General features: G+C 53.0%; 23 protein-coding genes and 3 tRNA genes. 12 read left to right on the forward strand and 14 right to left on the reverse strand.

Annotation, left to right across the window (positions count from 1 at the left end; translation table 11 throughout):
• Window positions 1-112: 112 nt before the first annotated feature.
• The 3 genes from deoB to deoC form a co-directional block, all read right to left on the reverse strand.
• On the reverse strand, window positions 113-1,336 hold the full coding sequence (gene deoB, locus J4728_RS18040) for a phosphopentomutase (RefSeq protein ID WP_208212170.1): 1,224 nt from the start codon (window positions 1,334-1,336) through the stop codon (window positions 113-115).
• 51 nt (window positions 1,337-1,387) lie between these two features.
• Window positions 1,388-2,710, reverse strand: coding sequence for a thymidine phosphorylase (gene deoA / locus J4728_RS18045; RefSeq protein WP_208212172.1), 1,323 nt, complete (start codon window positions 2,708-2,710; stop codon window positions 1,388-1,390).
• 122 nt (window positions 2,711-2,832) lie between these two features.
• Window positions 2,833-3,612: a deoxyribose-phosphate aldolase gene (deoC, locus tag J4728_RS18050; protein ID WP_208212174.1), complete on the reverse strand. Its 780-nt coding sequence runs from the start codon at window positions 3,610-3,612 to the stop codon at window positions 2,833-2,835.
• A gap of 259 nt (window positions 3,613-3,871) precedes the next feature.
• On the opposite strand from deoC, the gene J4728_RS18055 reads away from it, so the two are divergent.
• Both J4728_RS18055 and J4728_RS18060 read left to right on the forward strand, forming a co-directional pair.
• Window positions 3,872-5,422: a YjjI family glycine radical enzyme gene (locus J4728_RS18055; RefSeq protein ID WP_208212176.1), complete on the forward strand. Its 1,551-nt coding sequence runs from the start codon at window positions 3,872-3,874 to the stop codon at window positions 5,420-5,422.
• Window positions 5,394-6,257 carry a YjjW family glycine radical enzyme activase gene (locus J4728_RS18060; RefSeq protein WP_208212178.1) on the forward strand — a complete coding sequence of 288 codons (864 nt, stop codon included), beginning with the start codon at window positions 5,394-5,396 and terminating at the stop codon, window positions 6,255-6,257. The genes J4728_RS18055 and J4728_RS18060 overlap by 29 nt, the downstream gene beginning before the upstream one ends.
• Before the next feature lie 32 nt (window positions 6,258-6,289).
• On the opposite strand, the gene J4728_RS18065 is transcribed toward J4728_RS18060, so the two are convergent.
• From J4728_RS18065 to J4728_RS18100, 8 genes are all read right to left on the reverse strand, one after another.
• The gene (locus J4728_RS18065) at window positions 6,290-7,063 is read right to left on the reverse strand and encodes a metal-dependent hydrolase (protein WP_000119005.1); all 774 of its coding nucleotides are present in this window, start codon (window positions 7,061-7,063) and stop codon (window positions 6,290-6,292) included.
• Entirely contained in the window at window positions 7,060-8,133 is a 1,074-nt protein-coding gene (locus J4728_RS18070) for a patatin family protein (protein WP_000531546.1), read from the reverse strand. Before J4728_RS18070 ends, J4728_RS18065 begins: the two co-directional genes overlap by 4 nt.
• A 123-nt stretch (window positions 8,134-8,256) precedes the next feature.
• The gene (locus J4728_RS18075; protein ID WP_000490276.1) at window positions 8,257-8,418 is read right to left on the reverse strand and encodes a DUF1328 domain-containing protein; all 162 of its coding nucleotides are present in this window, start codon (window positions 8,416-8,418) and stop codon (window positions 8,257-8,259) included.
• A 128-nt stretch (window positions 8,419-8,546) separates the two neighbouring features.
• Window positions 8,547-9,164 (reverse strand): molecular chaperone OsmY, encoded by a 618-nt coding sequence (osmY, locus tag J4728_RS18080; RefSeq protein ID WP_000178962.1) that lies wholly within the window; start codon window positions 9,162-9,164, stop codon window positions 8,547-8,549.
• Between the two features lie 401 nt (window positions 9,165-9,565).
• The gene (prfC, locus tag J4728_RS18085; RefSeq protein ID WP_000175966.1) at window positions 9,566-11,155 is read right to left on the reverse strand and encodes a peptide chain release factor 3; all 1,590 of its coding nucleotides are present in this window, start codon (window positions 11,153-11,155) and stop codon (window positions 9,566-9,568) included.
• A gap of 91 nt (window positions 11,156-11,246) precedes the next feature.
• Entirely contained in the window at window positions 11,247-11,924 is a 678-nt protein-coding gene (yjjG, locus tag J4728_RS18090) for a pyrimidine 5'-nucleotidase (protein ID WP_000870686.1), read from the reverse strand.
• Window positions 11,925-11,945: 21 nt separating this feature from the next.
• On the reverse strand, window positions 11,946-12,392 hold the full coding sequence (gene rimI / locus J4728_RS18095; protein WP_079798440.1) for a ribosomal protein S18-alanine N-acetyltransferase: 447 nt from the start codon (window positions 12,390-12,392) through the stop codon (window positions 11,946-11,948).
• Window positions 12,337-12,774, reverse strand: a complete 438-nt coding sequence (locus J4728_RS18100; protein WP_000203998.1) for a DNA polymerase III subunit psi — start codon at window positions 12,772-12,774, stop codon at window positions 12,337-12,339. The genes rimI and J4728_RS18100 overlap by 56 nt, the downstream gene beginning before the upstream one ends.
• Before the next feature lie 102 nt (window positions 12,775-12,876).
• Between J4728_RS18100 and rsmC the strand changes: the two genes are divergently transcribed.
• The 4 genes from rsmC (at window position 12,877) to J4728_RS18120 (ending at window position 14,414) form a co-directional block, all read left to right on the forward strand.
• Window positions 12,877-13,905, forward strand: coding sequence for a 16S rRNA (guanine(1207)-N(2))-methyltransferase RsmC (rsmC, locus tag J4728_RS18105; protein WP_001272273.1), 1,029 nt, complete (start codon window positions 12,877-12,879; stop codon window positions 13,903-13,905).
• Window positions 13,906-14,095: 190 nt separating this feature from the next.
• Window positions 14,096-14,182 (forward strand) — tRNA-Leu (locus J4728_RS18110).
• A 27-nt stretch (window positions 14,183-14,209) separates the two neighbouring features.
• A tRNA-Leu gene (locus tag J4728_RS18115) sits at window positions 14,210-14,296 on the forward strand.
• Window positions 14,297-14,327: 31 nt separating this feature from the next.
• Window positions 14,328-14,414, forward strand: a tRNA-Leu gene (locus tag J4728_RS18120).
• Window positions 14,415-14,445: 31 nt separating this feature from the next.
• Here J4728_RS18120 and J4728_RS18125 read toward each other — a convergent pair.
• Window positions 14,446-14,682, reverse strand: coding sequence for a DUF1435 domain-containing protein (locus J4728_RS18125; protein WP_000941876.1), 237 nt, complete (start codon window positions 14,680-14,682; stop codon window positions 14,446-14,448).
• A gap of 250 nt (window positions 14,683-14,932) precedes the next feature.
• Here J4728_RS18125 and J4728_RS18130 point away from each other — a divergent pair, with 250 nt between their 5' ends.
• The 3 genes from J4728_RS18130 to J4728_RS18140 all read left to right on the forward strand — a co-directional run bounded on the left by J4728_RS18130 (window position 14,933) and on the right by J4728_RS18140 (window position 17,515).
• Window positions 14,933-15,997 (forward strand): GGDEF domain-containing protein, encoded by a 1,065-nt coding sequence (locus J4728_RS18130; RefSeq protein WP_000211207.1) that lies wholly within the window; start codon window positions 14,933-14,935, stop codon window positions 15,995-15,997.
• Between the two features lie 120 nt (window positions 15,998-16,117).
• Complete coding sequence (gene fhuF / locus J4728_RS18135) at window positions 16,118-16,906, forward strand: siderophore-iron reductase FhuF (protein ID WP_000331539.1); 789 nt, start codon at window positions 16,118-16,120, stop codon at window positions 16,904-16,906.
• A gap of 150 nt (window positions 16,907-17,056) precedes the next feature.
• A complete protein-coding gene (locus J4728_RS18140) occupies window positions 17,057-17,515 on the forward strand; it encodes a YbaK/EbsC family protein (RefSeq protein WP_000058276.1) in 459 nt (152 codons plus the stop codon).
• 50 nt (window positions 17,516-17,565) lie between these two features.
• On the opposite strand, the gene bglJ is transcribed toward J4728_RS18140, so the two are convergent.
• Both bglJ and J4728_RS18150 read right to left on the reverse strand, forming a co-directional pair.
• Complete coding sequence (gene bglJ / locus J4728_RS18145; protein WP_000431553.1) at window positions 17,566-18,240, reverse strand: DNA-binding transcriptional activator BglJ; 675 nt, start codon at window positions 18,238-18,240, stop codon at window positions 17,566-17,568.
• The gene (locus J4728_RS18150; protein ID WP_000936657.1) at window positions 18,201-18,926 is read right to left on the reverse strand and encodes a response regulator transcription factor; all 726 of its coding nucleotides are present in this window, start codon (window positions 18,924-18,926) and stop codon (window positions 18,201-18,203) included. Before J4728_RS18150 ends, bglJ begins: the two co-directional genes overlap by 40 nt.
• Window positions 18,927-19,638: 712 nt before the next feature.
• Between J4728_RS18150 and J4728_RS18155 the strand changes: the two genes are divergently transcribed.
• The 3 genes from J4728_RS18155 to dnaT all read left to right on the forward strand — a co-directional run bounded on the left by J4728_RS18155 (window position 19,639) and on the right by dnaT (window position 21,511).
• The gene (locus tag J4728_RS18155) at window positions 19,639-20,415 is read left to right on the forward strand and encodes a threonine/serine exporter ThrE family protein (RefSeq protein WP_001674846.1); all 777 of its coding nucleotides are present in this window, start codon (window positions 19,639-19,641) and stop codon (window positions 20,413-20,415) included.
• Window positions 20,406-20,879, forward strand: a complete 474-nt coding sequence (locus J4728_RS18160) for a threonine/serine exporter (RefSeq protein ID WP_000511329.1) — start codon at window positions 20,406-20,408, stop codon at window positions 20,877-20,879. Before J4728_RS18155 ends, J4728_RS18160 begins: the two co-directional genes overlap by 10 nt.
• Before the next feature lie 92 nt (window positions 20,880-20,971).
• A complete protein-coding gene (gene dnaT, locus J4728_RS18165; RefSeq protein ID WP_000098578.1) occupies window positions 20,972-21,511 on the forward strand; it encodes a primosomal protein DnaT in 540 nt (179 codons plus the stop codon).

Genomic DNA, 21,511 nt, shown 5'->3' on the forward strand with positions numbered 1-21,511 from the left:
TTCGCGTTGCAGGAAGGCGACGAATTCGTGAATCCCCGGGAGCATAGATTAACTATGTGACCGGGGTGAGCGAATGAAGTCAACGCATCTACAGCGCGAAAGACAATGGGTATCACAGCATGTTTTTACCGTAGTCCATCGGCGATGTGCCAAAGTAGGTCGCCAGCGTCTGGCCGATATCCGCGAAGGTTTCACGGTGACCTAAAGAGCCCGGTTTGACTTTCGGACCGTAGATCAGCACCGGAATGTGCTCACGGGTATGGTCAGTACCGGTCCAGCTCGGGTCACAGCCGTGGTCAGCGGTCAGGATTAGAATGTCATCTTCCCCCACCAGCTCCATCAGCTCCGGCAGACGGCGGTCAAACAGCTCCAGGCCTGCGGCGTAGCCCGCGATGTCGCGACGGTGGCCCCAGGAAGAGTCGAAGTCGACGAAGTTAGTGAAGACGATGGTTTTATCGCCCGCTTCTTTCATCTCTTTGAGGGTCGCGTCGAACAGCGCGTCCAGACCGGTCGCTTTCACTTTCTTAGTGATGCCGCAGTTGGCGTAGATGTCGGCAATCTTACCGACGGACACCACGTGGCCCTGTTTTTCATCGACCAGTTTCTGCAGCACAGTCGGCGCTGGCGGTTCTACGGCCAGGTCGTGACGGTTGCCGGTACGCTGGAAGCTACCGGCCTTGTCGCCGATAAACGGACGCGCGATCACGCGGCCAATGTTGTAGCCGCCTTCGGTCAGCTCTTCACGGGCGATTTCGCACAACTCGTAGAGTTTATCCAGGCCAAAGGTTTCTTCGTGGCAGGCAATCTGGAACACGGAGTCAGCGGAGGTGTAGAAAATCGGCTTGCCGGTTTTCATGTGCTCTTCGCCGAGCTGGTCCAGAATAACGGTGCCGGAAGAGTGGCAGTTACCGAGATAGCCCGGCAGGTTGGCGCGTTTCACCAGCTTATCCAGCAGTTCCTGCGGGAAGCTGTTTTCGTGGTCGCTGAAATAGCCCCAGTCGAACAGCACCGGCACGCCGGCGATTTCCCAGTGGCCGGACGGCGTATCTTTGCCGGAGGACAGTTCGTGCGCCCATGCGTATGCGCCAATAACGTCCGCGTTGCCGTCCATGCCGGCGGCAATTTTACCGGTAGAGCCTTCATGCGCTTTCACCAGCCCCAGACGAGTCAGGTTAGGCAGATTCAGCGGGCCTTTACGGCCATTGTCAGCTTCGCCTTTGGCGCAAGCTTCTGCGATGTGGCCCAGAGTGTCGGAACCTACGTCGCCAAAACGATCCGCGTCTTCAGTAGCGCCGATGCCGAATGAGTCCAGCACCATAATAAATGCACGTTTCATATCTTCTCCGTACTTAGTGCTTCAAAAATAATTGATCAGATCAGTATACAACTATTCAGTAATTCGACGATAGACCGAAGGTGTGCTTGCTGGCGCTTTATCGTCAAGGATAATTGCCGCTTTGACGGCCTTCGCCGCTTCCTGCCAACTGGCTTCGTCTTTGGCATGAATCACCGCCAGCGGGCGCTGCCCGTCGATGCTGTCGCCCAGACGGGCCATGTCGGTAAAGCCAACGCTGTAATCAATGGTATCTGACGCCTGACGACGGCCGCCGCCCATCGAGACGACCGCCATCCCCAGCGCACGCGTATCCATTGCGCTGATAAACCCTTCGGTATCAGCATATGCCGCTTTGCTCAACATGGCGGTCGGCAAGTATTTATCGTAGTTCTCAACGAAATCGCTTGGCCCTTTCTGCGCGGCCACCATACGACCAAAGACTTCTGCCGCTTTACCGTTATCCAGCACCGCCTGTAATTTCGCACGCGCTTCGGCGTCGTCTTTCGCCAGCTGGCCGGAGATCAGCATCTCCACGCATAGCGCCATAGTGACGTCAAACAAGCGCGGATTGCGGTATTCACCGGTCAGGAACTGCACGGCTTCACGCACTTCCACCGCGTTACCGGCGCTTGAAGCCAGCACCTGGTTCATATCGGTTAACAACGCCGTAGTGCGAACTCCCGCGCCATTTGCCACGCCGACAATCGCTTCAGCAAGGGCTTCAGAAAGTTCATAGGTTGGCATAAACGCGCCGCTGCCGACTTTTACGTCCATTACCAGCGCATCCAGCCCTTCGGCCAGTTTCTTGGCGAGGATGGAGCCGGTGATCAGCGGAATAGAGTCCACCGTCGCGGTAATATCGCGGGTGGCGTAAAAACGTTTGTCCGCCGGTGCAAGCGAGCTGGTTTGCCCAATAATCGCCACACCCACGTCTTGAATAATTTCGCGGAAACGGTTGTCGTCCGGGAAGATATCGAAGCCCGGGATCGCTTCCAGTTTGTCGAGCGTACCGCCGGTATGTCCGAGGCCGCGACCGGAGATCATCGGCACATAACCGCCGCAGGCCGCTACCATTGGCCCCAACATCAGAGACGTCACGTCCCCTACGCCGCCGGTCGAATGCTTATCGACAATCGGGCCATTGAGATTCAGGCTTTTCCAGTCAAGGACAGTACCGGAATCCCGCATCGCCATGGTCAGCGAAACACGCTCCGGCATGGTCATATCGTGGAAGAAGATGGTCATCGCCAGGGCGGCAATCTGCCCTTCAGAGATAGTATTGTCACGAATACCATTGATAAAGAAACGAATTTCTTCGTCACTCAACGCATGACCATCACGCTTTTTACGAATAATTTCTTGTGCGAGAAACACGGTACCCTCCTGAGGGAAAAGAGTAGAAGGCTTACATCGCCGGATGGCGGCTAACGCCTTATCCGGCCTACAGGCCTGGATTTGTAGGCCGGAAAGCGCAGCGCCATCCGGCAAATCAGAGCTTAGTAGCTGCTGGCGCTCTTACCGTCGCCGTGACCCAGCGCTTTCAGCAGGCTTGCCAGCAGGCTGGATGCGCCAAAGCGGTAGTGACGAGAATCTGCCCAGTCAGCGCCAAACAGTTCGTCTGCAATCGCGAGGAATTTCTGCGCGTCTTCCGCCGTACGTACGCCGCCCGCCGGTTTGAAGCCAACGGTTTTGGAAACGCCCATGTCGCGGATCACTTCCATCATGATGCGCGCGCTTTCCGGCGTAGCGTTTACCGGCACTTTACCGGTAGAGGTTTTGATGAAATCCGCACCGGCTTTAATGGAGATTTCAGAAGCTTTACGAACCAGCGCCTCTTCTTTCAGCTCGCCGGTTTCGATAATCACTTTCAGCAATACGTTCGCTGCGGCACAAGCGTCTTTACAGGCTTTTACCAGATCAAAACCCACCTGCTCGTTACCGGCGATCAACGCGCGGTACGGGAATACCACGTCCACTTCGTCAGCGCCGTAGGCGATCGCCGCACGGGTTTCCGCCAGCGCAATATCGATGTCATCATTGCCATGCGGGAAGTTAGTCACCGTTGCAATGCGGATGTCCGGGGTACCTTGTTCTTTCAGAGTTTTACGCGCAATCGGGATAAAACGCGGGTAAATGCAAATCGCCGCCGTATTCCCGACCGGGGTTTTTGCCTGATGACACAACGCGATCACTTTTTCATTGGTGTCGTCATCGTTCAGAGTGGTCAGATCCATCAGTTTGAGCGCACGCAGGCTGCTTGCTTTTAAATCAGTCATGACATTCTCCAACGGCATTGCCGTATAAAATTTCACCTTGCGAGTCTGTTAATATTCTAACATTCACTCGCGATTACACTTCGATATACATCACAGTTAATGAAAACTACGTACAAATTTGCATTACTGTAATGAGATCTGAATCAAATTATCCCGCCGTCACCGCCTGTTCTTCGAGCGATAAGCGCATCAGGATCAAAGTCGGTTTGCCGCCATTTTCTACAATAGCGCATCGTCCCGGCATAAAGAGGAAACGAAGATGCCTGCCTCATGCGAAACTGCGCTCCAGCAGCGTTGCCAGCAAATTGTGACCAGCCCGGTGCTCACGCCTGAACAAAAACGCCATTTTCTGGCGCTGGAAGCTGAAAACGCCCTGCCTTATCCCACCCTGCCGGAAGATGCCCGCCAGGCGCTGGATGAAGGCGTCATTTGCGATATGTTTGAGGGGCACGCCCCCTTCAAACCGCGCTACGTGTTGCCCGATTACGCCCGATTTCTGGCTAACGGTTCACAGTGGCTGGAACTGGAAGGCGCGAAAGATCTGGATGATGCGTTATCCCTACTCACCATTCTGTATCATCACGTTCCTTCCGTGACGTCCATGCCGGTTTATCTCGGCCAGCTTGATGCGTTGCTGCAACCGTATGTTAGAATTCTAACACAAGATGCGATCGATATTCGAATAAAACGTTTCTGGCGTTATCTCGACAGAACGCTGCCAGACGCCTTTATGCATGCCAATATTGGCCCTGCCGATACGCCTGTCACACGAGCGATTTTGCGCGCTGATGCCGAGATAAAGCAGGTGGCGCCTAACCTGACGTTTATCTACGATGCGGAAATTACGCCGGACGATCTGCTGCTGGAGGTCGCCAAAAACATTTGTGAATGTAGTAAGCCACACATTTCCAACGGCCCTGTAAATGATAAAATTTTCACAAAAGGCCATTATGGCATCGTCAGTTGTTATAACTCGCTACCGCTTGGCGGCGGCGGCAGTACGCTGGTACGTCTCAACCTGAAAGCCGTGGCAGAACGCAGTACGTCTGTCGATGACTTCTTTTCACGCACGCTACCGCACTACTGCCGACAGCAGATCGCCATCATTAATTCACGATGTGAATTCCTCTATGAAAAGTCACATTTCTTTGAGAATAGCTTTCTTGTACAGGAAGGTTTGATCGATCCCGAACGTTTTGCGCCGATGTTCGGTATGTACGGGCTGGCGGAAGCCGTGAACCTGCTGTGCGAAAACGCGGGCCTGACCGCCCGTTACGGCAAGAATGAAACGGCGAACGAGCTGGGCTACCGTATTAGCGCCCAACTGGCGGATTTCGTCGAAAATACGCCAGTGAAGTATGGCTGGAAGCAACGGGCGCTGCTCCATGCTCAGTCTGGCATCAGTTCCGATATTGGCACTACGCCGGGCGCGCGTCTGCCGTATGGCGATGAACCGGCCCCTATCACCCATTTGCAAACCGTCGCGCCGCACCATGCCTTTTACCATGCCGGGATCAGCGACATTCTGACGCTGGACGAAACCATCAAGCGTAATCCGCAGGCGCTGGTTCAGCTTTGTCTTGGCGCGTTCAAAGCCGGGATGCGGGAATTTACTGCCAATGTCAGCGGCAACGATCTGGTGCGCGTCACCGGTTATATGGTGCGCCTGTCGGATCTGGCGAAATTTCGCGCCGAAGGCTCGCGTACGAATACCACCAGGCTGGGAGAAGAAGCCGCACGTAATACCCGCATCCTGGAACGACAGCCACGCGTAGTCAGCCATGAACAACAGATGCGCTTTAGTCAGTAAGATCATTGCGTTTTCCTGCGTCGATGGGCCAGGCAGCCGCCTGGCATTATTCTTACAGGGCTGCAATTTGCGCTGCAAGAATTGCCATAACCCGTGGACGATGGGACGCTGTAACGACTGCGGAGAATGCGTATCGCAGTGTCCGCATCACGCCCTCAGCGTTGATGGCGGGAAAGTGGTATGGCGGTCGGACGTCTGCGAGCAGTGCGATACCTGCCTGAAAATGTGCCCACAGCAGGCAACGCCAATGGCGCAGACCATGAGCGTTGACGATGTGCTGCGTCATATTCGTAAAGCATCGCTGTTTATTGAAGGTATTACCGTCAGCGGCGGAGAGGCGACCACGCAATTACCGTTTATTGTGGCGCTATTTACGGCGATCAAAGCCGATCCGCAGTTACAACGGCTGACCTGTCTGGTGGACAGTAATGGTCAGTTAAGCGAGACCGGCTGGCAAAAACTACTGCCGGTTTGCGACGGCGTAATGCTCGATCTGAAAGCTTGGAAGAGCGAGTGTCATCACCGTCTGACCGGACGTGATAACACGCATATTAAGCACAGTATCCGCTTTCTTGCTGCGCGGGGAAAACTGGCGGAGCTGCGGTTGCTGGTTATCCCGAATCAGGTGGACTATGCGGCGCATATTGATTCACTGGCGGCGTTTATTACTTCGCTGGGCGAGGTTCCGGTGCGTTTGAATGCCTTTCATGCGCATGGCGTCTATGGCGAAGCGAAGGCCTGGCCAGGCGCGACGCCGCAAGAGGTGGAACGGCTGGCTGACGGATTGCGCGCGCGTAGGGTGGCGAAGCTGATTTTGCCGGCGCTATATCTGTAAGCGTCGCCTGCCGGACGGCGGCTGCGATGCCATCAGAGCCGAAACAAGGTAATGGTATTGCGATACAGCGTATCGGCTATCACCTCTGCGGGCTCCGGACGTAATTCGCAGAGCGCATCAAATACGCGCGCCGCCTGCTCCGGGCGGTTCGGCTGCCCCTGAAACCCCTTTAGCGGCATATCCGGCGCATCGGTCTCCAGCAACAGCGCGTCCAGCGGCAAGCGCGCCATAACATCACGGGTTTTACTGGCGCGCGGGTAGGTGATGGTGCCGCCGACGCCGATTTTATAGCCCAGTCGCACAAAGCGTTCGGCCTGCTGCAGACTGCCGGCAAAACCATGCACCACACCGGTTCGCGGCAGATCCTGGCGCTTTAAGTGCATCGCCAGTTTGTCATGCGTGCGCCGCGAGTGCAGGATCACCGGCAGATCGTAGCGTTTTGCCAGTTGCAGTTGCGCGTCTAAAAATCGCTCTTGCCTGGCGAACTGCGGGTCGTCGCGATAAAGATCGAGCCCGATCTCGCCTACCGCCACGACGTTCTGTTGCTGCGCCAGCGCCTGTTGCAGCTTATCAGGATCGTCATCGGCATGACGCTCAATCACAATGGGGTGCAATCCCAGCGCAGCATAAAGCGACGGGAAACGCGCCGCCAGCGCCAGCACGCGGGGAAAGTGAGCCGCCTCGGTCGCCGGCACGATGATTTTTTCAACGCCCGCCTCACACGCACGCTGAATACTGGCGCGCTCATCGCCCGTAAAGGGCGGGAAATCAAAATGGCAGTGTGTATCGATAAAGCGCCAGCTCACGCCAGATCCTCGTCGGTAAATGTGGTGTCGTTTGCCTGCGGCGCGCTAATGACCTCCGCCACATGCGTATCATTGGCCACCGGCGCCGGAGGCACGACCACCGTTTCCGGCACGGCAATCCGCGACGTATGGCGCAAGAGAGGCGGCGTTGCGGTGAGCAATTTACCAACGGTGGCAAGGAAATAACGCCCGCATAATCGCCCGGTTTTGTAATCCTCACGCAGCGCCGGGATACGGCTGCCCAGCGCCATGCTGTGCAGCGGTTTCGGCGGATAAATTTCAATGATCCGCAGCTTACCCGGCGGCTTTTCAATAAATTGTTGGATCGCGCTGTAGGACGTTTCATGATGCTGCACCAGGTTGACCAACGGCTGTAGACTGCTCTCTCCCAGCCAGCGCTCCATACGCTTAAACCACTGCGGCGTGTAATACATTTGCGAGGGTACGGTACGGATCACCACAATGGTTTTCGCCCCCCGCTTTGCCGCCTCCTGAACCGGAATGGCGTCGCTAATGCCACCGTCCAGATAGTTGATGCCCTCTAACGTAACGCCGGTACGGTAGAAACCCGGTATGGCGCTGGAGGCGCGAATGATATCAAGCCAGTTTTGTTTTGTCGGCGAGAAATAGCCCGGCGTGTAATCATCCCCCCGGCAGGCGCACATATAAAAGGATTTTCCGCTGTCGAACAGGCGCGCTGCGGTATCCATCTGCAGCGGCATTCGGGCGGCGGTGGATTCCACCAGCCAGTCGAGGTCAATAAGGTTTCCTCCGCGTACAAATCGCAGCGGATCAAAAAATTCGCGCCTAGTGGTATAGCGCATAATAACTTTGCGCCCGTAGCCGGGCTGGTTGCAGAGATACGCCGAGAGATTTTGCGCACCGGCTGATGTGCCGAAGTAGAGATGGAAAGGATTAAACTGCGCACGCATAAACTCATCCAGCACGCCTGCGGTAAAGATGCCCCGCTGCCCCCCGCCCTCACAGACCAGCGCCATACGGCCTGGCCGGAACGGTGTTAATGATAACGGCGCAATATTGCCGAGCGTAACCGGTATTCGCTGGCCCACCTCTGCCTTCCTGTTTTTCATTTTTTTCCAAGCTGACAAGGTAACGCAAAACGTTAACGGCTAAAACCGTAAAAGCCAGTCCGCTGGACTGGCTTGATAGCAATATATCTTTACAGATGCCTGCTAGGGTCGTTTACGGCCCATGAACAGGCTGACCAGGAAGAGCACGATCCCGACGACGAAGACGATTTTCGCCGCGCCGGCAGCCGTACCAGCCAGTCCACCAAAACCCAATGCGGCGGCAATTAACGCGATAACCAGAAATATAATGCCCCAACGAAACATAAGCCTCTCCTTTACCATAGTTAATGTCGACCGCTAAATATGAGCGCTCAGGCTACTCATTCGCGATATTTTTAGTGTGGTGCACATTACGCCTCCCGACAAACGTCGGGAGGACGAATTACGACGAATTACTGAACTTTCAGATCGTTTTTAACACTTTTTACGCCATCAACGGCTTTCGCGATGCTTTCAGCGCGGTCGCTTTGTTCCTGAGTTTCAACGGTACCGGAGAGCTGTACGACGCCATCGGTCGTTTCCACTTTTACTTTACGGGAAGGGACGAGATCGTCCGCCAGCAACTTGGCTTTGACTTCACTGGTCGTGGCCGTATCGCCGGCATAACCTTTCACGGAACCATCTTTATTGTCGCGAACGTGAAGTTTGTCGCTAACGGAGGTCACGCCTTCTACGCCTTTCGCCACTTTCACGGCGGCTTCAGCCTGCGCCTGGCTTTCTACAAAGCCGCTCAGGGTGACAACTTTCTGATTGGTTTCGACAGAAATATCGGTGCTTTTAATATTGTCATGGTCTACCAGCGCAGCTTTTACTTTCGCAGTGATGGCGCTGTCATCCATGAAGTTACCGACTTTATTCATAGAGCTATCGACTTTTTGCCCTGCGGTTTCGGTCCCGCTTTGCGCCTTGTCCGTTGTTGCGTTTTCTGCAAAGGCAGAACCTGTCGCAACGGCAGAGGTCAACATTACGGCCAGCAGAGTTTTAGAAATCTTCAGTCTTGTCATAGTCATCGATTTTGTCCTGTATAGTTTGCTCGTAATTTGAGCTCAGGCAACACGAGGTTGCATTGCTGAATGCGGTGAAACTCACCGGTTTCTGAAGTCAATGACTGGCATCACATTCGTGAATTTGTAACGACGCGTCGCCTGCCACCCTTCCGTTTCAGTTATTAATATCGTGACTGAAACAAATCTCAGCTTTAAGCTCTCATATTCACGCATTGAACAGGCATTAAAGCCGACATTTATGTCATCACTTTGTTAAATATAGATCACAATTTTAAAATCGCTTGTCGGTGCGTATAAAAAACAGGCAGATCGGAGAAAAAACGCGGGATTTAAGAACATTCCGTAAGCGGTTAAAAAGGCAGGGAAAGTACGAAGGCGCGGCGGATGCCGCGCCCGGAAAGGGATCAGTGTTCGCGCGTTTTACGGAACTGAACGTCAGGGTAACGTTCCTGGGTCAGGTTCAGGTTAACCATTGTTGGGGCGATATAGGTGAGGTTGTCGCCGCCATCCAGCGCCAGTTGCGTTTCATTCTTACGCTTAAACTCTTCGAATTTCTTCGCATCGGTGCTTTCCACCCAGCGCGCCGTCGCCACGTTGACGGATTCATAAATCGCCTCAACGTTGTATTCGCTTTTCAGGCGCGCGACAACAACGTCAAACTGCAGAACGCCCACGGCGCCGACAATCAGATCGTTGTTGGAGATGGGACGGAATACCTGTACCGCCCCCTCTTCAGAAAGCTGCACCAGCCCTTTCAGTAGCTGCTTCTGCTTGAGCGGATCTTTCAGGCGAATACGACGGAACAGTTCCGGCGCAAAGTTCGGGATACCGGTAAACTTCATCATCTCGCCCTGGGTGAAGGTATCGCCGATCTGAATGGTGCCGTGGTTATGCAGACCCAAAATATCGCCCGGGTACGCTTCTTCAACGTGCGAACGGTCGCCCGCCATAAAAGTTAACGCGTCGGAAATCACCACATCTTTGCCGGTACGGACCTGGCGTAGCTTCATGCCCTTCTCATACTTACCGGAAACCACGCGCATAAACGCCACGCGGTCGCGGTGTTTCGGGTCCATATTGGCCTGAATTTTAAAGACAAAACCGGTGAACTTCTCTTCCGAGGCTTCCACTGTGCGGGTATCGGTTTGACGCGGCATCGGCGCGGGCGCCCACGCCACTAAACCATCCAGCATATGGTCAACGCCAAAGTTACCCAGCGCGGTACCGAAAAATACCGGGGTAATTTCCCCTGCCAGGAACAGCTCTTCATCAAACTCGTTAGACGCGCCCTGCACCAGTTCCAGCTCGTCGCGCAGCTGCTGCGCCAGATCTTCACCGACGGCAGCGTCCAGATCCGGGTTATTCAGCCCTTTAACGATGCGCACTTCCTGAATGGTGTGGCCCTTACCGGTCTGATACAGATAAGTTTCATCTTTATAAAGGTGATAAACGCCCTTAAACAGCTTGCCGCAGCCAATCGGCCAGGTGATCGGCGCGCAGCCGATTTTCAGCTCGTTCTCGACTTCATCCAGCAGCTCCATCGGGTCGCGGATGTCACGGTCGAGTTTGTTCATAAAGGTCAGGATCGGCGTATCGCGCAGACGGGTAACTTCCATCAGCTTACGAGTCCTGTCTTCAACACCTTTTGCGGCGTCGATCACCATCAGACAGCAGTCCACCGCCGTCAGGGTACGGTAGGTATCTTCGGAGAAGTCTTCGTGCCCCGGGGTGTCCAGCAGGTTCACCAGACAGTCGTGATACGGGAACTGCATCACCGAGGTGGTGATGGAGATACCACGCTGTTTTTCCATCTCCATCCAGTCAGATTTTGCATGTTGGCTGGAGCCACGGCCTTTTACCGTACCGGCGGTCTGAATCGCCTGTCCGAACAGCAACACTTTTTCGGTAATGGTGGTTTTACCGGCGTCCGGGTGAGAAATAATGGCAAAAGTGCGGCGTTTGGCCACCTCTTGCAAATAAGGAGACAACGTCATAGTCAAATCTTCTTGAGTAAGCGCGGCGTTTGACCACGCATGTTGAATACGAAAAATGCGGCTATTTTACCCATCAACCTGGGGGAGGCAATCAGTGTTTACACAGGAGCTGCTCCAGTTCGCTTAATGACGCCACAGTCCAGGTTGGATGGATACCCGCGGGCTGCTCGCGATGATGCGCGTTAAGCCAGCAGGTCGACAGTCCGGCGTTAATGCCGCCAAGAATATCGGATTCCGCGGTATCGCCAACCATTAATACGCGCGAGCGGTCAGGATTCCCTGCCTGCTCCAGGGCGTAGTTAAAGATTTTCGGATCGGGCTTCGCGACGCCAACCTGCTCGGAAATCACCAGCAGATCGAAATACTCGCGCAGCCCGGTGCGCTCCAGACGAGTTTGTTGTAGCGCGGTAAAACCATTAGTAATAATACCGATTTTAGCCTGCCCGCGAATCGCATTAAGTAGCGAAACGGCGCCCGGCAAAGGAGAACAGATCTCCGCCATCGCACTAATAAAAGCGTCATTCAGCAGCCCCGGCGCAACGTTTAGCCGTTCAGCCCAACTTTGAAAGCGCGCGTGCTGCAATTGTAATGAGGTAATCGCGCCGTTCTGATAATCCACCCATAGCGGCTTATTCACGGCCTGGTAATCCTGGAAATCCTCAGCGGTAAAGGTGACGCTATAGTCAAGGAACATCCGCTGTAAGCCGGTAAAAGAATCAAACGTAAACAGCGTTTCATCGGCATCAAAGAAAATCCAGTCCCACTTCATCATTACACCTTGCCTCTTTTATTACATGCTTATCGGTAACGCCATGATGATGGCGTCCTCATGCCCTTGTGCCGTGGGATAGTAATTGCGGCGAATCGTCGCCTCGTTAAACCCCAGACTTTCATACAGCGCGATGGCGGCAGCGTTAGAGGCGCGTACCTCCAGCCATAGCGTTACAACACCACGTTTTTCCAGTTCATCAATCAGATACTCAAGCAGCATACGCCCCAGCCCCCGACGCTGAAAATCCGGATCGACGGCAATATTGAACAGCGTCGCTTCGTCCAGCACCACCTGTGTAATGGCAAACGCGGCCATTCTATCATCAGCGGTCAGCTTAAGGTTGAGATACCGTTCACCCAGGTTGCCGAAAAACGTTTTTTCGCTCCACGGAAACGCATGAGCGCGTTGCTCAATCTGCCAGGCTGCGGGGAGATCGGTCGTGCTGAGGATAGAAATCGTGTTCATGTTCGCAGATTTGTTGCCATAGTGCGGCGCGTGCCGCCGGGTTTGCCCGGAGTTCATTAAACGCCGGCGTCGTGACCTGAGCGCCTTCGAGTTGGAGCGGCGCGTCAGTTCCTAACCGCCAGCTATTACAACGGCTGCCCTGCGGCAGCATGGCGACGCGCTCAGGCGTCAGCGGTAAAACCTGATCGGGACTCACGGTCAACGCGCGTAAGATATCGCGCATTAGCGGCTCGTTCAGCGCGGGTAATTCCTCTGCAACCACGATCAGACGAACGTGCGCGGGAAGGGAAATCGCAATCTCGCCCTGTAGCGCGCCAGGACGTCGCAGCGCCCACTGCGTAATACCCAGTTGCTGTAACTGCCAGTCTCGTCGGGATGTCATAGCGAAACGCTCCTGTAATCAGGGGCGCAAATATAGCAAATCTGTCGAATCTGCGCCATCAAACTACTATAATCGCCGCCAGTCTGAATTAAGGAGCATTCCATGTCTGCTTTTACCCCGGCAAGTGAAGTCTTGCTGCGCCACAGTGATGATTTCGAACAAAGCCGTATTCTTTTTGCCGGAGATTTGCAGGATGACCTGCCCGCGCGCTTTGAATGCGCCGCCAGCCGCGCGCATACGCAACAGTTTCACCACTGGCAGGTATTAAGCCGCCAGATGGGCGATAACGTCCGTTTTAGCCTGGTCGCGCAAGCCAGCGATGTCGCCGACTGCGATACGCTGATCTACTACTGGCCGAAAAATAAACCCGAAGCGCAGTTCCAGTTGATGAATATTTTGTCGCTGATGCCGTCGGGCAGCGATGTTTTCGTCGTGGGGGAAAACCGCAGCGGCGTGCGTAGCGCCGAACAGATGCTGGCGGACTATGCGCCGCTGAACAAAGTAGATAGCGCGCGACGTTGCGGCCTTTACCATGGTCGTCTGGAAAAGCAGCCGCAGTTTAGTCTCGAATCCTGGTGGGCCGAGTACAACATCGACGGGCTGACCATCAAAACATTGCCGGGCGTATTCAGCCGCGACGGACTGGATGTTGGTAGCCAACTGCTGCTGTCTACGCTGACGCCGCACACCAAAGGTAAAGTGCTGGATGTCGGCTGCGGCGCTGGCGTGCTTTCCGCCGCGCTGGCCAGCCATTCGCCGAAAGTGCGCCTGACGCTGTGTGACGTCAGCGCTCCGGCGGTGGAAGCCAGCCGCGCTACGCTTGCCGCTAATGGTCTTGAAGGCGAGGTATTCGCCAGCAACGTCTTTTCGGAAGTCAAAGGACGTTTTGACATGATCATCTCCAACCCGCCGTTCCACGACGGAATGCAAACCAGCCTCGATGCGGCGCAAACGCTCATTCGCGGCGCGGTACGTCATCTCAACAGCGGCGGGGAGTTACGCATCGTGGCGAACGCCTTTCTGCCCTATCCTAAGATTCTGGATGAGACTTTTGGCTTCCATGAAGTCATCGCGCAAACCGGGCGCTTTAAGGTTTATCGTACCGTGATGACCCGTCAGGCGAAGAAATAGTTGGCCTGATAAGCGCAGCGCCATCTGGTTGCATGTGCCGGATGGCGACGCAAAGCGTCTTATCCAACCTACGTCTCGCGCCCATTTTTGCAGCAATCAATCTATCCCATGCAATTAACTATTGACGAATAGCTGAAAACCACTAGAATGCGCCTCCGTGGTAGTGATTCTTTTCAAGAATCGATGGTATGCGAAGGTGGCGGAATTGGTAGACGCGCTAGCTTCAGGTGTTAGTGTCCTTACGGACGTGGGGGTTCAAGTCCCCCCCCTCGCACCAAAACCACGTTGATATTGCTCGCACTGGGCGAAGGTGGCGGAATTGGTAGACGCGCTAGCTTCAGGTGTTAGTGTTCTTACGGACGTGGGGGTTCAAGTCCCCCCCCTCGCACCAACGAGGCGATATCAAAAAGTAAGATAACTGTGCGAAGGTGGCGGAATTGGTAGACGCGCTAGCTTCAGGTGTTAGTGTCCTTACGGACGTGGGGGTTCAAGTCCCCCCCCTCGCACCAATTATCTTATCCTTCCTTTGTCTCTTCATTTTCATCCCTGATTCCAGTTCATCATTGCCAACATCATGCCGCCAATAAGCGCTATACACGATGGCAGCAGTACAAAATGCCGTAATTGTTTGTGATACAACATCAGCGCAGACAGTAGCAATCCTGATACAATCAACAGCTTCAGCGCATCAGCTGACAGGCCGATAAACGCCAGTCCAACGATAATCACTCCAGGCAATAATACGCCCCATCCGCTGCCTAACGTCCGCTGCAACATGGTTTCACCTCTGGAATTGATAATGATAACCAATATCATATGATATATTTTCTCATTTGTCAGCCAGGGAGAAAGCTAAAGAGATGAGTTTTACTTAACGGTTGATGACACGTATTCAGTAAGGTGATAAATTGTCCGACTGTTAACGTAAAAACAACAACACCTCGCTTTAGGCGACCTTTTCTCATACGTTATTTTCATGTTGGCGCCCGATTCCGTGTATATCACCGATAAATAACGACAATTACCCATGACAACACCATCCTGGCGGTCGCTTCGTATTAAGAAGTATCAGTTTTCTTTACGTCTTTTCTTGTTTCTCAACGCCGTGTCGGCGCTATTTACTCTCGTTTTCCCCCTTTATCAGATCAATGTATTTTGCACGCCAATGATCGGGATAGTGGTCCTGAGCGTATTACTGTTGATATGGCATGGGAAATATGGACAAAAAAGAATTAATCTCCCCTTTATCTCCCTACTCTTTGGGGGAATATGGGCGGCGCATATTGCGCTAAAGTATCCGGCGTTAGGCCATTATGATTTCTCTTTTTTACTGATTTCCCTGCTTAGCGTTCTGTTTATCGGCTCGATAGCCTTTGCCGCGAATATCGTCGCGTTTACGCTCTATTCGCTACCGCCAGTCGCGGTCTGCCTGTGGCTGAACGGTAATGAACAAGGTTTGCGAATTCTCTATTTGCTGGCCCTGCCAATGGTGGGAATCGCTATTCAACATGTTATCCAGAAACGCTACGATAATTTTGCCCAACAGCTCATGTTTAAGCTGCTGGCCGAGCGGGAAACCCTCAATGGCCTGAGTATGCTTGATCCATTAACCGGCTTATATAACCGCCGTGGCCTGCAAAATCGGCTGGATACGTTACAGGCGCCGGGCAGCCATGAACACTACGTCCTGCTATTGGATATCGATCATTTCAAAGCGTATAACGATCACTACGGTCATATGATGGGCGATCAGGCGTTAATTCGCGTCTCAGCGGCAATTCGGGACGCCGTGCGATCGCGCGATGTCGTCTGCCGTTTTGGCGGGGAAGAATTTCTGGTGTTGCTGACCACCGCCGAACCACAGCAAGCCCGCGCTACCGCAGAACGTATCCGACAGGAAGTATACGATCTTAAAATCCCGCATATGTTTAACGAAAGCGTCGCCACCAATGTCACTGTCAGTATCGGCATTGCGCCCCTGACGGATCGCAATATCGGAGACGCTATCGAAAAAGCGGATAAAGCGCTCTATGAAGCCAAGCATCTTGGACGTAACCACATTCTGGTCAGCGACGACATGCGCGCCCTATGAATCCTGTTGGCGTAATCGTGCTACGCCAACAGCGTTAACCATAAACCGCTTGCCATCGTTTATCGCTATCGATAGGATTAGCAATCATTATCATTTAGATTAACATCATTAAACTGCGCTATGGCCTACCGTTCCGCACCGATTGCTGACGATATTATCTGGCGAGCCGCTCCCCAGCCGGAAGACGCCTCGCTGGCGGACGCAGTACGCGAGACGATCGCCTCTACCCGTAAGCACCTGTTGGACTTCATCCGGCTGGATGAAACGCCGCCGCCAGCGGCGATGACTCTTGCCCAGTGGACGCGCCCCGCGACGTTTCGTTCATTGCTGGCCGCCTATTCCGATCACATCTATCGGCACACGCCAGGCCTGCCACGTGAAAATAAGCCGTTACTCTCCCTATGGGCGCAATGGTATATCGGGCTGATGACGCCGCCGCTGATGCTGGCATTACTGACGCAAGCGCGCGCTATCAATGTCTCGGCAGAACATATTCACGTTGAATTTCATGAAACCGGGCGCGCCGCGTGTTTCTGGCTTGATGTGCATCAGGATAACCTGGCAACGGAGCGTTCCCCGGAAGAACGAATGGAAACGCTAATAGTCTCCGCACTACAGCCGGTCATTCAGGCGCTGGAGGCGACTGGCGACATCAACGCGAAACTTATCTGGAGCAATACCGGTTATTTAATCAACTGGTATCTGACTGAGATGAAACCGCTGCTTGGCGAAGCCCTACTGGCAACGCTACGCCAGCGCTGTTTTTTTGAAAAGCAGCTATCCGACGGTCAGGATAACCCGCTGTGGCGGACCGTCGTAATGCGCGACGGTCTTCTGGTTCGCAGAACCTGCTGCCAACGTTACCGCTTACCTGACGTACAACAGTGCGGCGACTGCACGCTAAAGTAAACCGCGTTACGTTGCCTTCAGTTATCGTCACGGCTTACTGCTGCTGGCCTGTCACATTATTATATTTACAGCGGCGCTCTCCGTATGCCAAATTACGTTTTGCCATTTTTGGGTCTACCGTGGCTATTAGTAAGGTCTCAGGAGAGAAGAATGAGTCTGCAATCTGTACGGCAATTTCTGGCCGATCATGCTCCCGATATTGAAATTATCGAATTAAATCAAAGTACAGCGACTGTCGAGCTGGCAGCCAAAGCGCACAACGTAGAGCCAGGGCAGATAGCTAAAACGCTCTCGCTTAAAGTAAAAGACACCATTATCCTGGTGGTCGCGAAAGGCGATGCCCGCCTGGATAATAAGAAGCTTAAAACCACTTTCGGCGCAAAAGCCCGTATGTTGAGCAGCGATGAAGTGGTCAATGCAACCGGACATCCTGTCGGCGGCGTATGTCCTTTCGGGCTGGAGCACCCGCTGCCCGTTTATTGCGACATCTCTCTGAAGGGGTATAACGAAGTATTGCCTGCCGCAGGCGCCACGCACAGCGCGGTACGCATCACGCCGGAAAGAATGGCTGAACTGACATCGGCGACCTGGGTAGACGTGTGCCAATAACGTGCCTGGCCCCCGGATTCCCCGAACAAGCACGGCGCATCCGGCGCGGGCTATACCCGATGCTGGAGCGCGGTAGCATCTCCGGCGCGCAGATATAACAGAATATCCGCCGCATCGAGTAACCCGGCATCAGAACTCACGCCCAGCTTGGACATCACATTAAACTTATGCGCCCGGATAGTCTTAATGTTACGTTCTAACTGGACGGCAATTTGCGGCATTGAGTAGCCGTTCGACATGAAACGCAGAATCTCCCGCTCGGTTGGACTAAGCATACAATTCTGGTGAAGCTCCCAAAGATTGTCTGTACGCTCCGTTGTCCGCCGGGCGCTATTAAGCGATGTAAATAAGGCATCCTGTAAAACATCCAACGGCGACGCTTTGCTGATGACCCCATCCAGCGGCAGCGGGGATAGCGCGCTGATTAAGCGGGCTTCAGCATCATCATCGGCAATCACCAGACGCCGCATATGGGGATAATTTATCGCCAATTCCGTCAGACTGGATAATCCTGTCCGGCGTTCAGTTCTTAACGCAGAAAGAGAAAAAATAACGGCAGAAAACGGCGTCTTTAGCGCAGCCTTATAAAACGTGGATGGTTTTGAAAAAATATGAAGCGTATGTCGGCAATCCGGCATTGCATCAAATAGCCCTTTAATACCAATGGTGCTCATCACGCATTTTTCTACGAGCGCAACATTTCTCTTGCTGATTCTGTTTTCCATTCCATGGTTTCTCCATATACCGAAGGTAGGTTCAATTCTCTGGCTCCCTGAGAACTGTTTATCCATGCATACATCTCTGCATTACTGTGTATTGATAAGCGTCGCATGGCGCTATTTTTTTGGGCGCTAATTGTTTTATTACTTTTTTTAAGTAACGCCGCAATTTGGTTAATGCCCCACCCTTTTCCTAAAAGGCGTAATACTTTTCGTTCAGACAGCGTAAGGACAATCGGCCTGTCGTGGGACTGCTGAATTTCAGACGGTACCTGAGGCGATAATAATGTTTTGCTTATTCTTTCTGAGCGAGCGTTTCCCGCATGGATAACGCTAATAAGATTCTCGATTGGCTCTTCGTCTGAAAGCAAGGTGCTGACGGGGCCCATCAGGAGATCAACTGCATGTGGATAGCAGGATTTAGGAACCAGAAATACCCAATGTATGTCGCGATATTGCGAGAGTAAGCTATAAAAATATTCGCAGATAGCGCGGGGAGAGGCATTGTTAACTGCTAAATCAGCAATAACTAAATTACTTCGGCGTAGCTGTAGCAGCGTTAGCTCTTCTATCGTACGGCAATACGCCAGTTTATAATCGGGGAAATTACCTGTTATAGCCCCTTTAAGGCCTTCCTGTATAAGGGGGGTTTTACTGATAATAAGTCCATTTTTGCAGCATCCTGGCAGCATAATTCCTCCGCACCCACGCCGCCCCCTTTCATTGCCCCATTAATAAAAACACTATTAACAATGAGCGCAAAGAAATATAGGCCGAGTGGATTAATTATCCTTGTTTTATTTTTAAATATCTAACATTGATTGCGCTACAATCCACATAACACAAAAACATGAAATCACTATCGCATAGTTACTCATAAAACCAGAAGCAAGACAATTAAATTAACTAAATTTGCACATTAGTAATTCTAACGAAAACTCATCATATTAATAAATTTAAAATATGAGTTCGCTCTTTATTCATATTGCTAAGTCCTAAAACAAAAGCCCAACAATACTGTCTACAATCCATAAAACCCATGTAATATCTGCGAATTACACTAAGTCATGCCTAATTTTACGCCCGCTGCTCACGCCATTGTGGTTAAACCATTAATGCATATCGTTGATAAAATTCACCACATCATTGATTCAAAAATGAGCGGCCAGGCTGGCATAATGCCTCTATTCTGGAAACGGACATACGAGAACCGTCGCCCATAAGGATATCCTGCCTGTGACGAAGCGCACGTCTCAAGAAGCTTATGCGTTGCGTCTGGCGGCTGACGTTTTTATCAACAAGAAATTGATCTTAACCAACGCCATCATGCCTGCGCTTCGTGTTAAAAAGGAAGCCTCTGTCATAGTGGCGGCGCATAGAATGTCTTTTTGGACAGGACGAGTCATGCAAGAAGAGCAATCAATTCAACGAGCAGTAACACGGTTATGTATTCAATGCGGGCTGTTTTTATTGCAGCACGGGGCGGAAAGCGCACTGGTTGATGAGCTTTCCACCCGCCTCGGTTTGGCGCTCGGTATGGATAGCGTCGAAAGCGCGATCTCCTCTAACGCCATTGTCCTGACGACCATTAAAGACGGACAATGTCTGACATCGACACGTAAAAACCAGGATCGCGGCATTAATATGCACGTCGTCACGGAGGTTCAGCATATCGTTATCCTCGCGGAACATCGTCTGCTGGATTACAAAGGCGTGGAAAAACGCTTTAGCCAGCTCCGCCCGCTGCGTTATCCGCGCTGGCTGGTGGCGTTTATGGTCGGTCTTTCCTGCTCCTGCTTTTGTAAGCTGAATAATGGCGGCTGGGATGGCGCGGTTATCACCTTTTTCGCCAGTATGATAGCCATGTATATTCGCCAGATGCTGGCGCAGCGGCATTTACATCCGCAGATCAATTTTTGCATTACCGCCTTTGTCGCTACCACGATTTCCGGGCTGATGCTCACCCTTCCCGCCTTTAGCCAGACGCCCACTATCGCCATGGCGGCGAGCGTACTGCTACTGGTGCCGGGCTTTCCGCTGATTAATTCCGTCGCAGATATGTTTAAAGGACATATTAATACCGGGCTGGCGCGCTGGGCTATCGCCAGCCTGTTGACACTGGCCACCTGTGTGGGCGTAGTGATGTCAATGACAGTATGGGGGCTACGAGGATGGGTATAATCGACTTTTTACTGGCGCTAATGCAGGACATGATCTTGTCTGCGATCCCCGCCGTCGGGTTTGCGATGGTCTTTAATGTTCCCCACCGGGCGCTTCCGTGGTGCGCGCTACTGGGGGCGCTGGGTCATGGCTCGCGTATGCTGATGATGAGCGCTGGCTTTAATATCGAATGGTCGACGTTTATGGCTTCGCTGCTGGTCGGCAGTATTGGTATTCAGTGGTCACGCTGGTATCTCGCTCACCCTAAAGTGTTTACCGTCGCGGCCGTGATTCCGATGTTTCCGGGGATTTCCGCCTATACCGCGATGATTTCCGCAGTAAAAATTAGCCATCTGGGCTATAGCGAACCGATGATGATCACGCTGCTGACCAATTTTCTGAAAGCCTCTTCCATTGTTGGCGCACTCTCAATTGGCCTCTCTGTACCGGGATTATGGCTGTACCGCAAACGCCCCCGCGTGTGATTGGTGGAACGCCTCCTGCTGTTCTTACAGGTCTGTGTGGTACTATAAAAACAGTCGCCCTTCTCGGTTGTTGTTCCATATTGAGAAACATTATGTCTTCCAGAATTTTAACGTCGGACGTCATCGGTATTGACGTCCTTTTACACGATCATCATGCTGTGCTGGCGAAGTCAACGGGCGGCGCAGTGGCGGTATTCGCTAATAATGCGCCTGCCTTTTATGCCGTGACGCCTGCACGCATGGCTGAACTGCTGGCGCTTGAAGAAAAGTTATCACGTCCGGGAAGCGATGTGGCGTTAGACGCGCAATTTTACGAAGAACCCGAAGCCGCCCCCGTTGCGATTCCCTGCGGAAAATTCGCCATGTATCCCGCCTGGCAACCGGATGCGGATTTTCAGCGTCAGGCTGCCCTTTGGGGCGTGGCGCTTCGGGAGCCGGTCACCGCAGAAGAGCTGGCGGCGTTTATCGCCTACTGGCAGGCGGAAGGTAAGGTTTTTCACCATATCCAGTGGCAGCAAAAGCTGGCGCGCAGCGTGCAAATCAGCCGTTCCAGCAATGGCGGAATGCCGCAGCGCGACATCAATAGCGTCAGCGAACCTGACAATCATATTCCACCAGGTTTTAGGGGGTAA

This window comes from Salmonella sp. 32070601201500089SM (assembly GCF_017573605.1).
GTDB classification, from domain to species: domain Bacteria; phylum Pseudomonadota; class Gammaproteobacteria; order Enterobacterales; family Enterobacteriaceae; genus Salmonella; species Salmonella enterica.

Coding starts and splice junctions, on each gene's coding strand:
- bglJ (WP_000431553.1), bottom strand. CDS start 18,240: ATGGAAAACAGAATCAGCAAGAGAAATGTTGCGCTCGTAGAAAAATGC.
- J4728_RS18125 (WP_000941876.1), bottom strand. CDS start 14,682: ATGTTGCAGCGGACGTTAGGCAGCGGATGGGGCGTATTATTGCCTGGA.
- osmY (WP_000178962.1), bottom strand. CDS start 9,164: ATGACTATGACAAGACTGAAGATTTCTAAAACTCTGCTGGCCGTAATG.
- J4728_RS18075 (WP_000490276.1), bottom strand. CDS start 8,418: ATGTTTCGTTGGGGCATTATATTTCTGGTTATCGCGTTAATTGCCGCC.
- J4728_RS18150 (WP_000936657.1), bottom strand. CDS start 18,926: ATGCTGCCAGGATGCTGCAAAAATGGACTTATTATCAGTAAAACCCCC.
- yjjG (WP_000870686.1), bottom strand. CDS start 11,924: ATGAAGTGGGACTGGATTTTCTTTGATGCCGATGAAACGCTGTTTACG.
- J4728_RS18060 (WP_208212178.1), top strand. CDS start 5,394: ATGAACAACAGATGCGCTTTAGTCAGTAAGATCATTGCGTTTTCCTGC.
- fhuF (WP_000331539.1), top strand. CDS start 16,118: ATGGCCTACCGTTCCGCACCGATTGCTGACGATATTATCTGGCGAGCC.
- J4728_RS18140 (WP_000058276.1), top strand. CDS start 17,057: ATGAGTCTGCAATCTGTACGGCAATTTCTGGCCGATCATGCTCCCGAT.
- J4728_RS18100 (WP_000203998.1), bottom strand. CDS start 12,774: ATGACATCCCGACGAGACTGGCAGTTACAGCAACTGGGTATTACGCAG.
- J4728_RS18160 (WP_000511329.1), top strand. CDS start 20,406: ATGGGTATAATCGACTTTTTACTGGCGCTAATGCAGGACATGATCTTG.
- rsmC (WP_001272273.1), top strand. CDS start 12,877: ATGTCTGCTTTTACCCCGGCAAGTGAAGTCTTGCTGCGCCACAGTGAT.
- J4728_RS18130 (WP_000211207.1), top strand. CDS start 14,933: ATGACAACACCATCCTGGCGGTCGCTTCGTATTAAGAAGTATCAGTTT.
- rimI (WP_079798440.1), bottom strand. CDS start 12,392: ATGAACACGATTTCTATCCTCAGCACGACCGATCTCCCCGCAGCCTGG.
- deoC (WP_208212174.1), bottom strand. CDS start 3,612: ATGACTGATTTAAAAGCAAGCAGCCTGCGTGCGCTCAAACTGATGGAT.
- dnaT (WP_000098578.1), top strand. CDS start 20,972: ATGTCTTCCAGAATTTTAACGTCGGACGTCATCGGTATTGACGTCCTT.
- deoB (WP_208212170.1), bottom strand. CDS start 1,336: ATGAAACGTGCATTTATTATGGTGCTGGACTCATTCGGCATCGGCGCT.
- prfC (WP_000175966.1), bottom strand. CDS start 11,155: ATGACGTTGTCTCCTTATTTGCAAGAGGTGGCCAAACGCCGCACTTTT.
- J4728_RS18155 (WP_001674846.1), top strand. CDS start 19,639: ATGCAAGAAGAGCAATCAATTCAACGAGCAGTAACACGGTTATGTATT.
- J4728_RS18055 (WP_208212176.1), top strand. CDS start 3,872: ATGCCTGCCTCATGCGAAACTGCGCTCCAGCAGCGTTGCCAGCAAATT.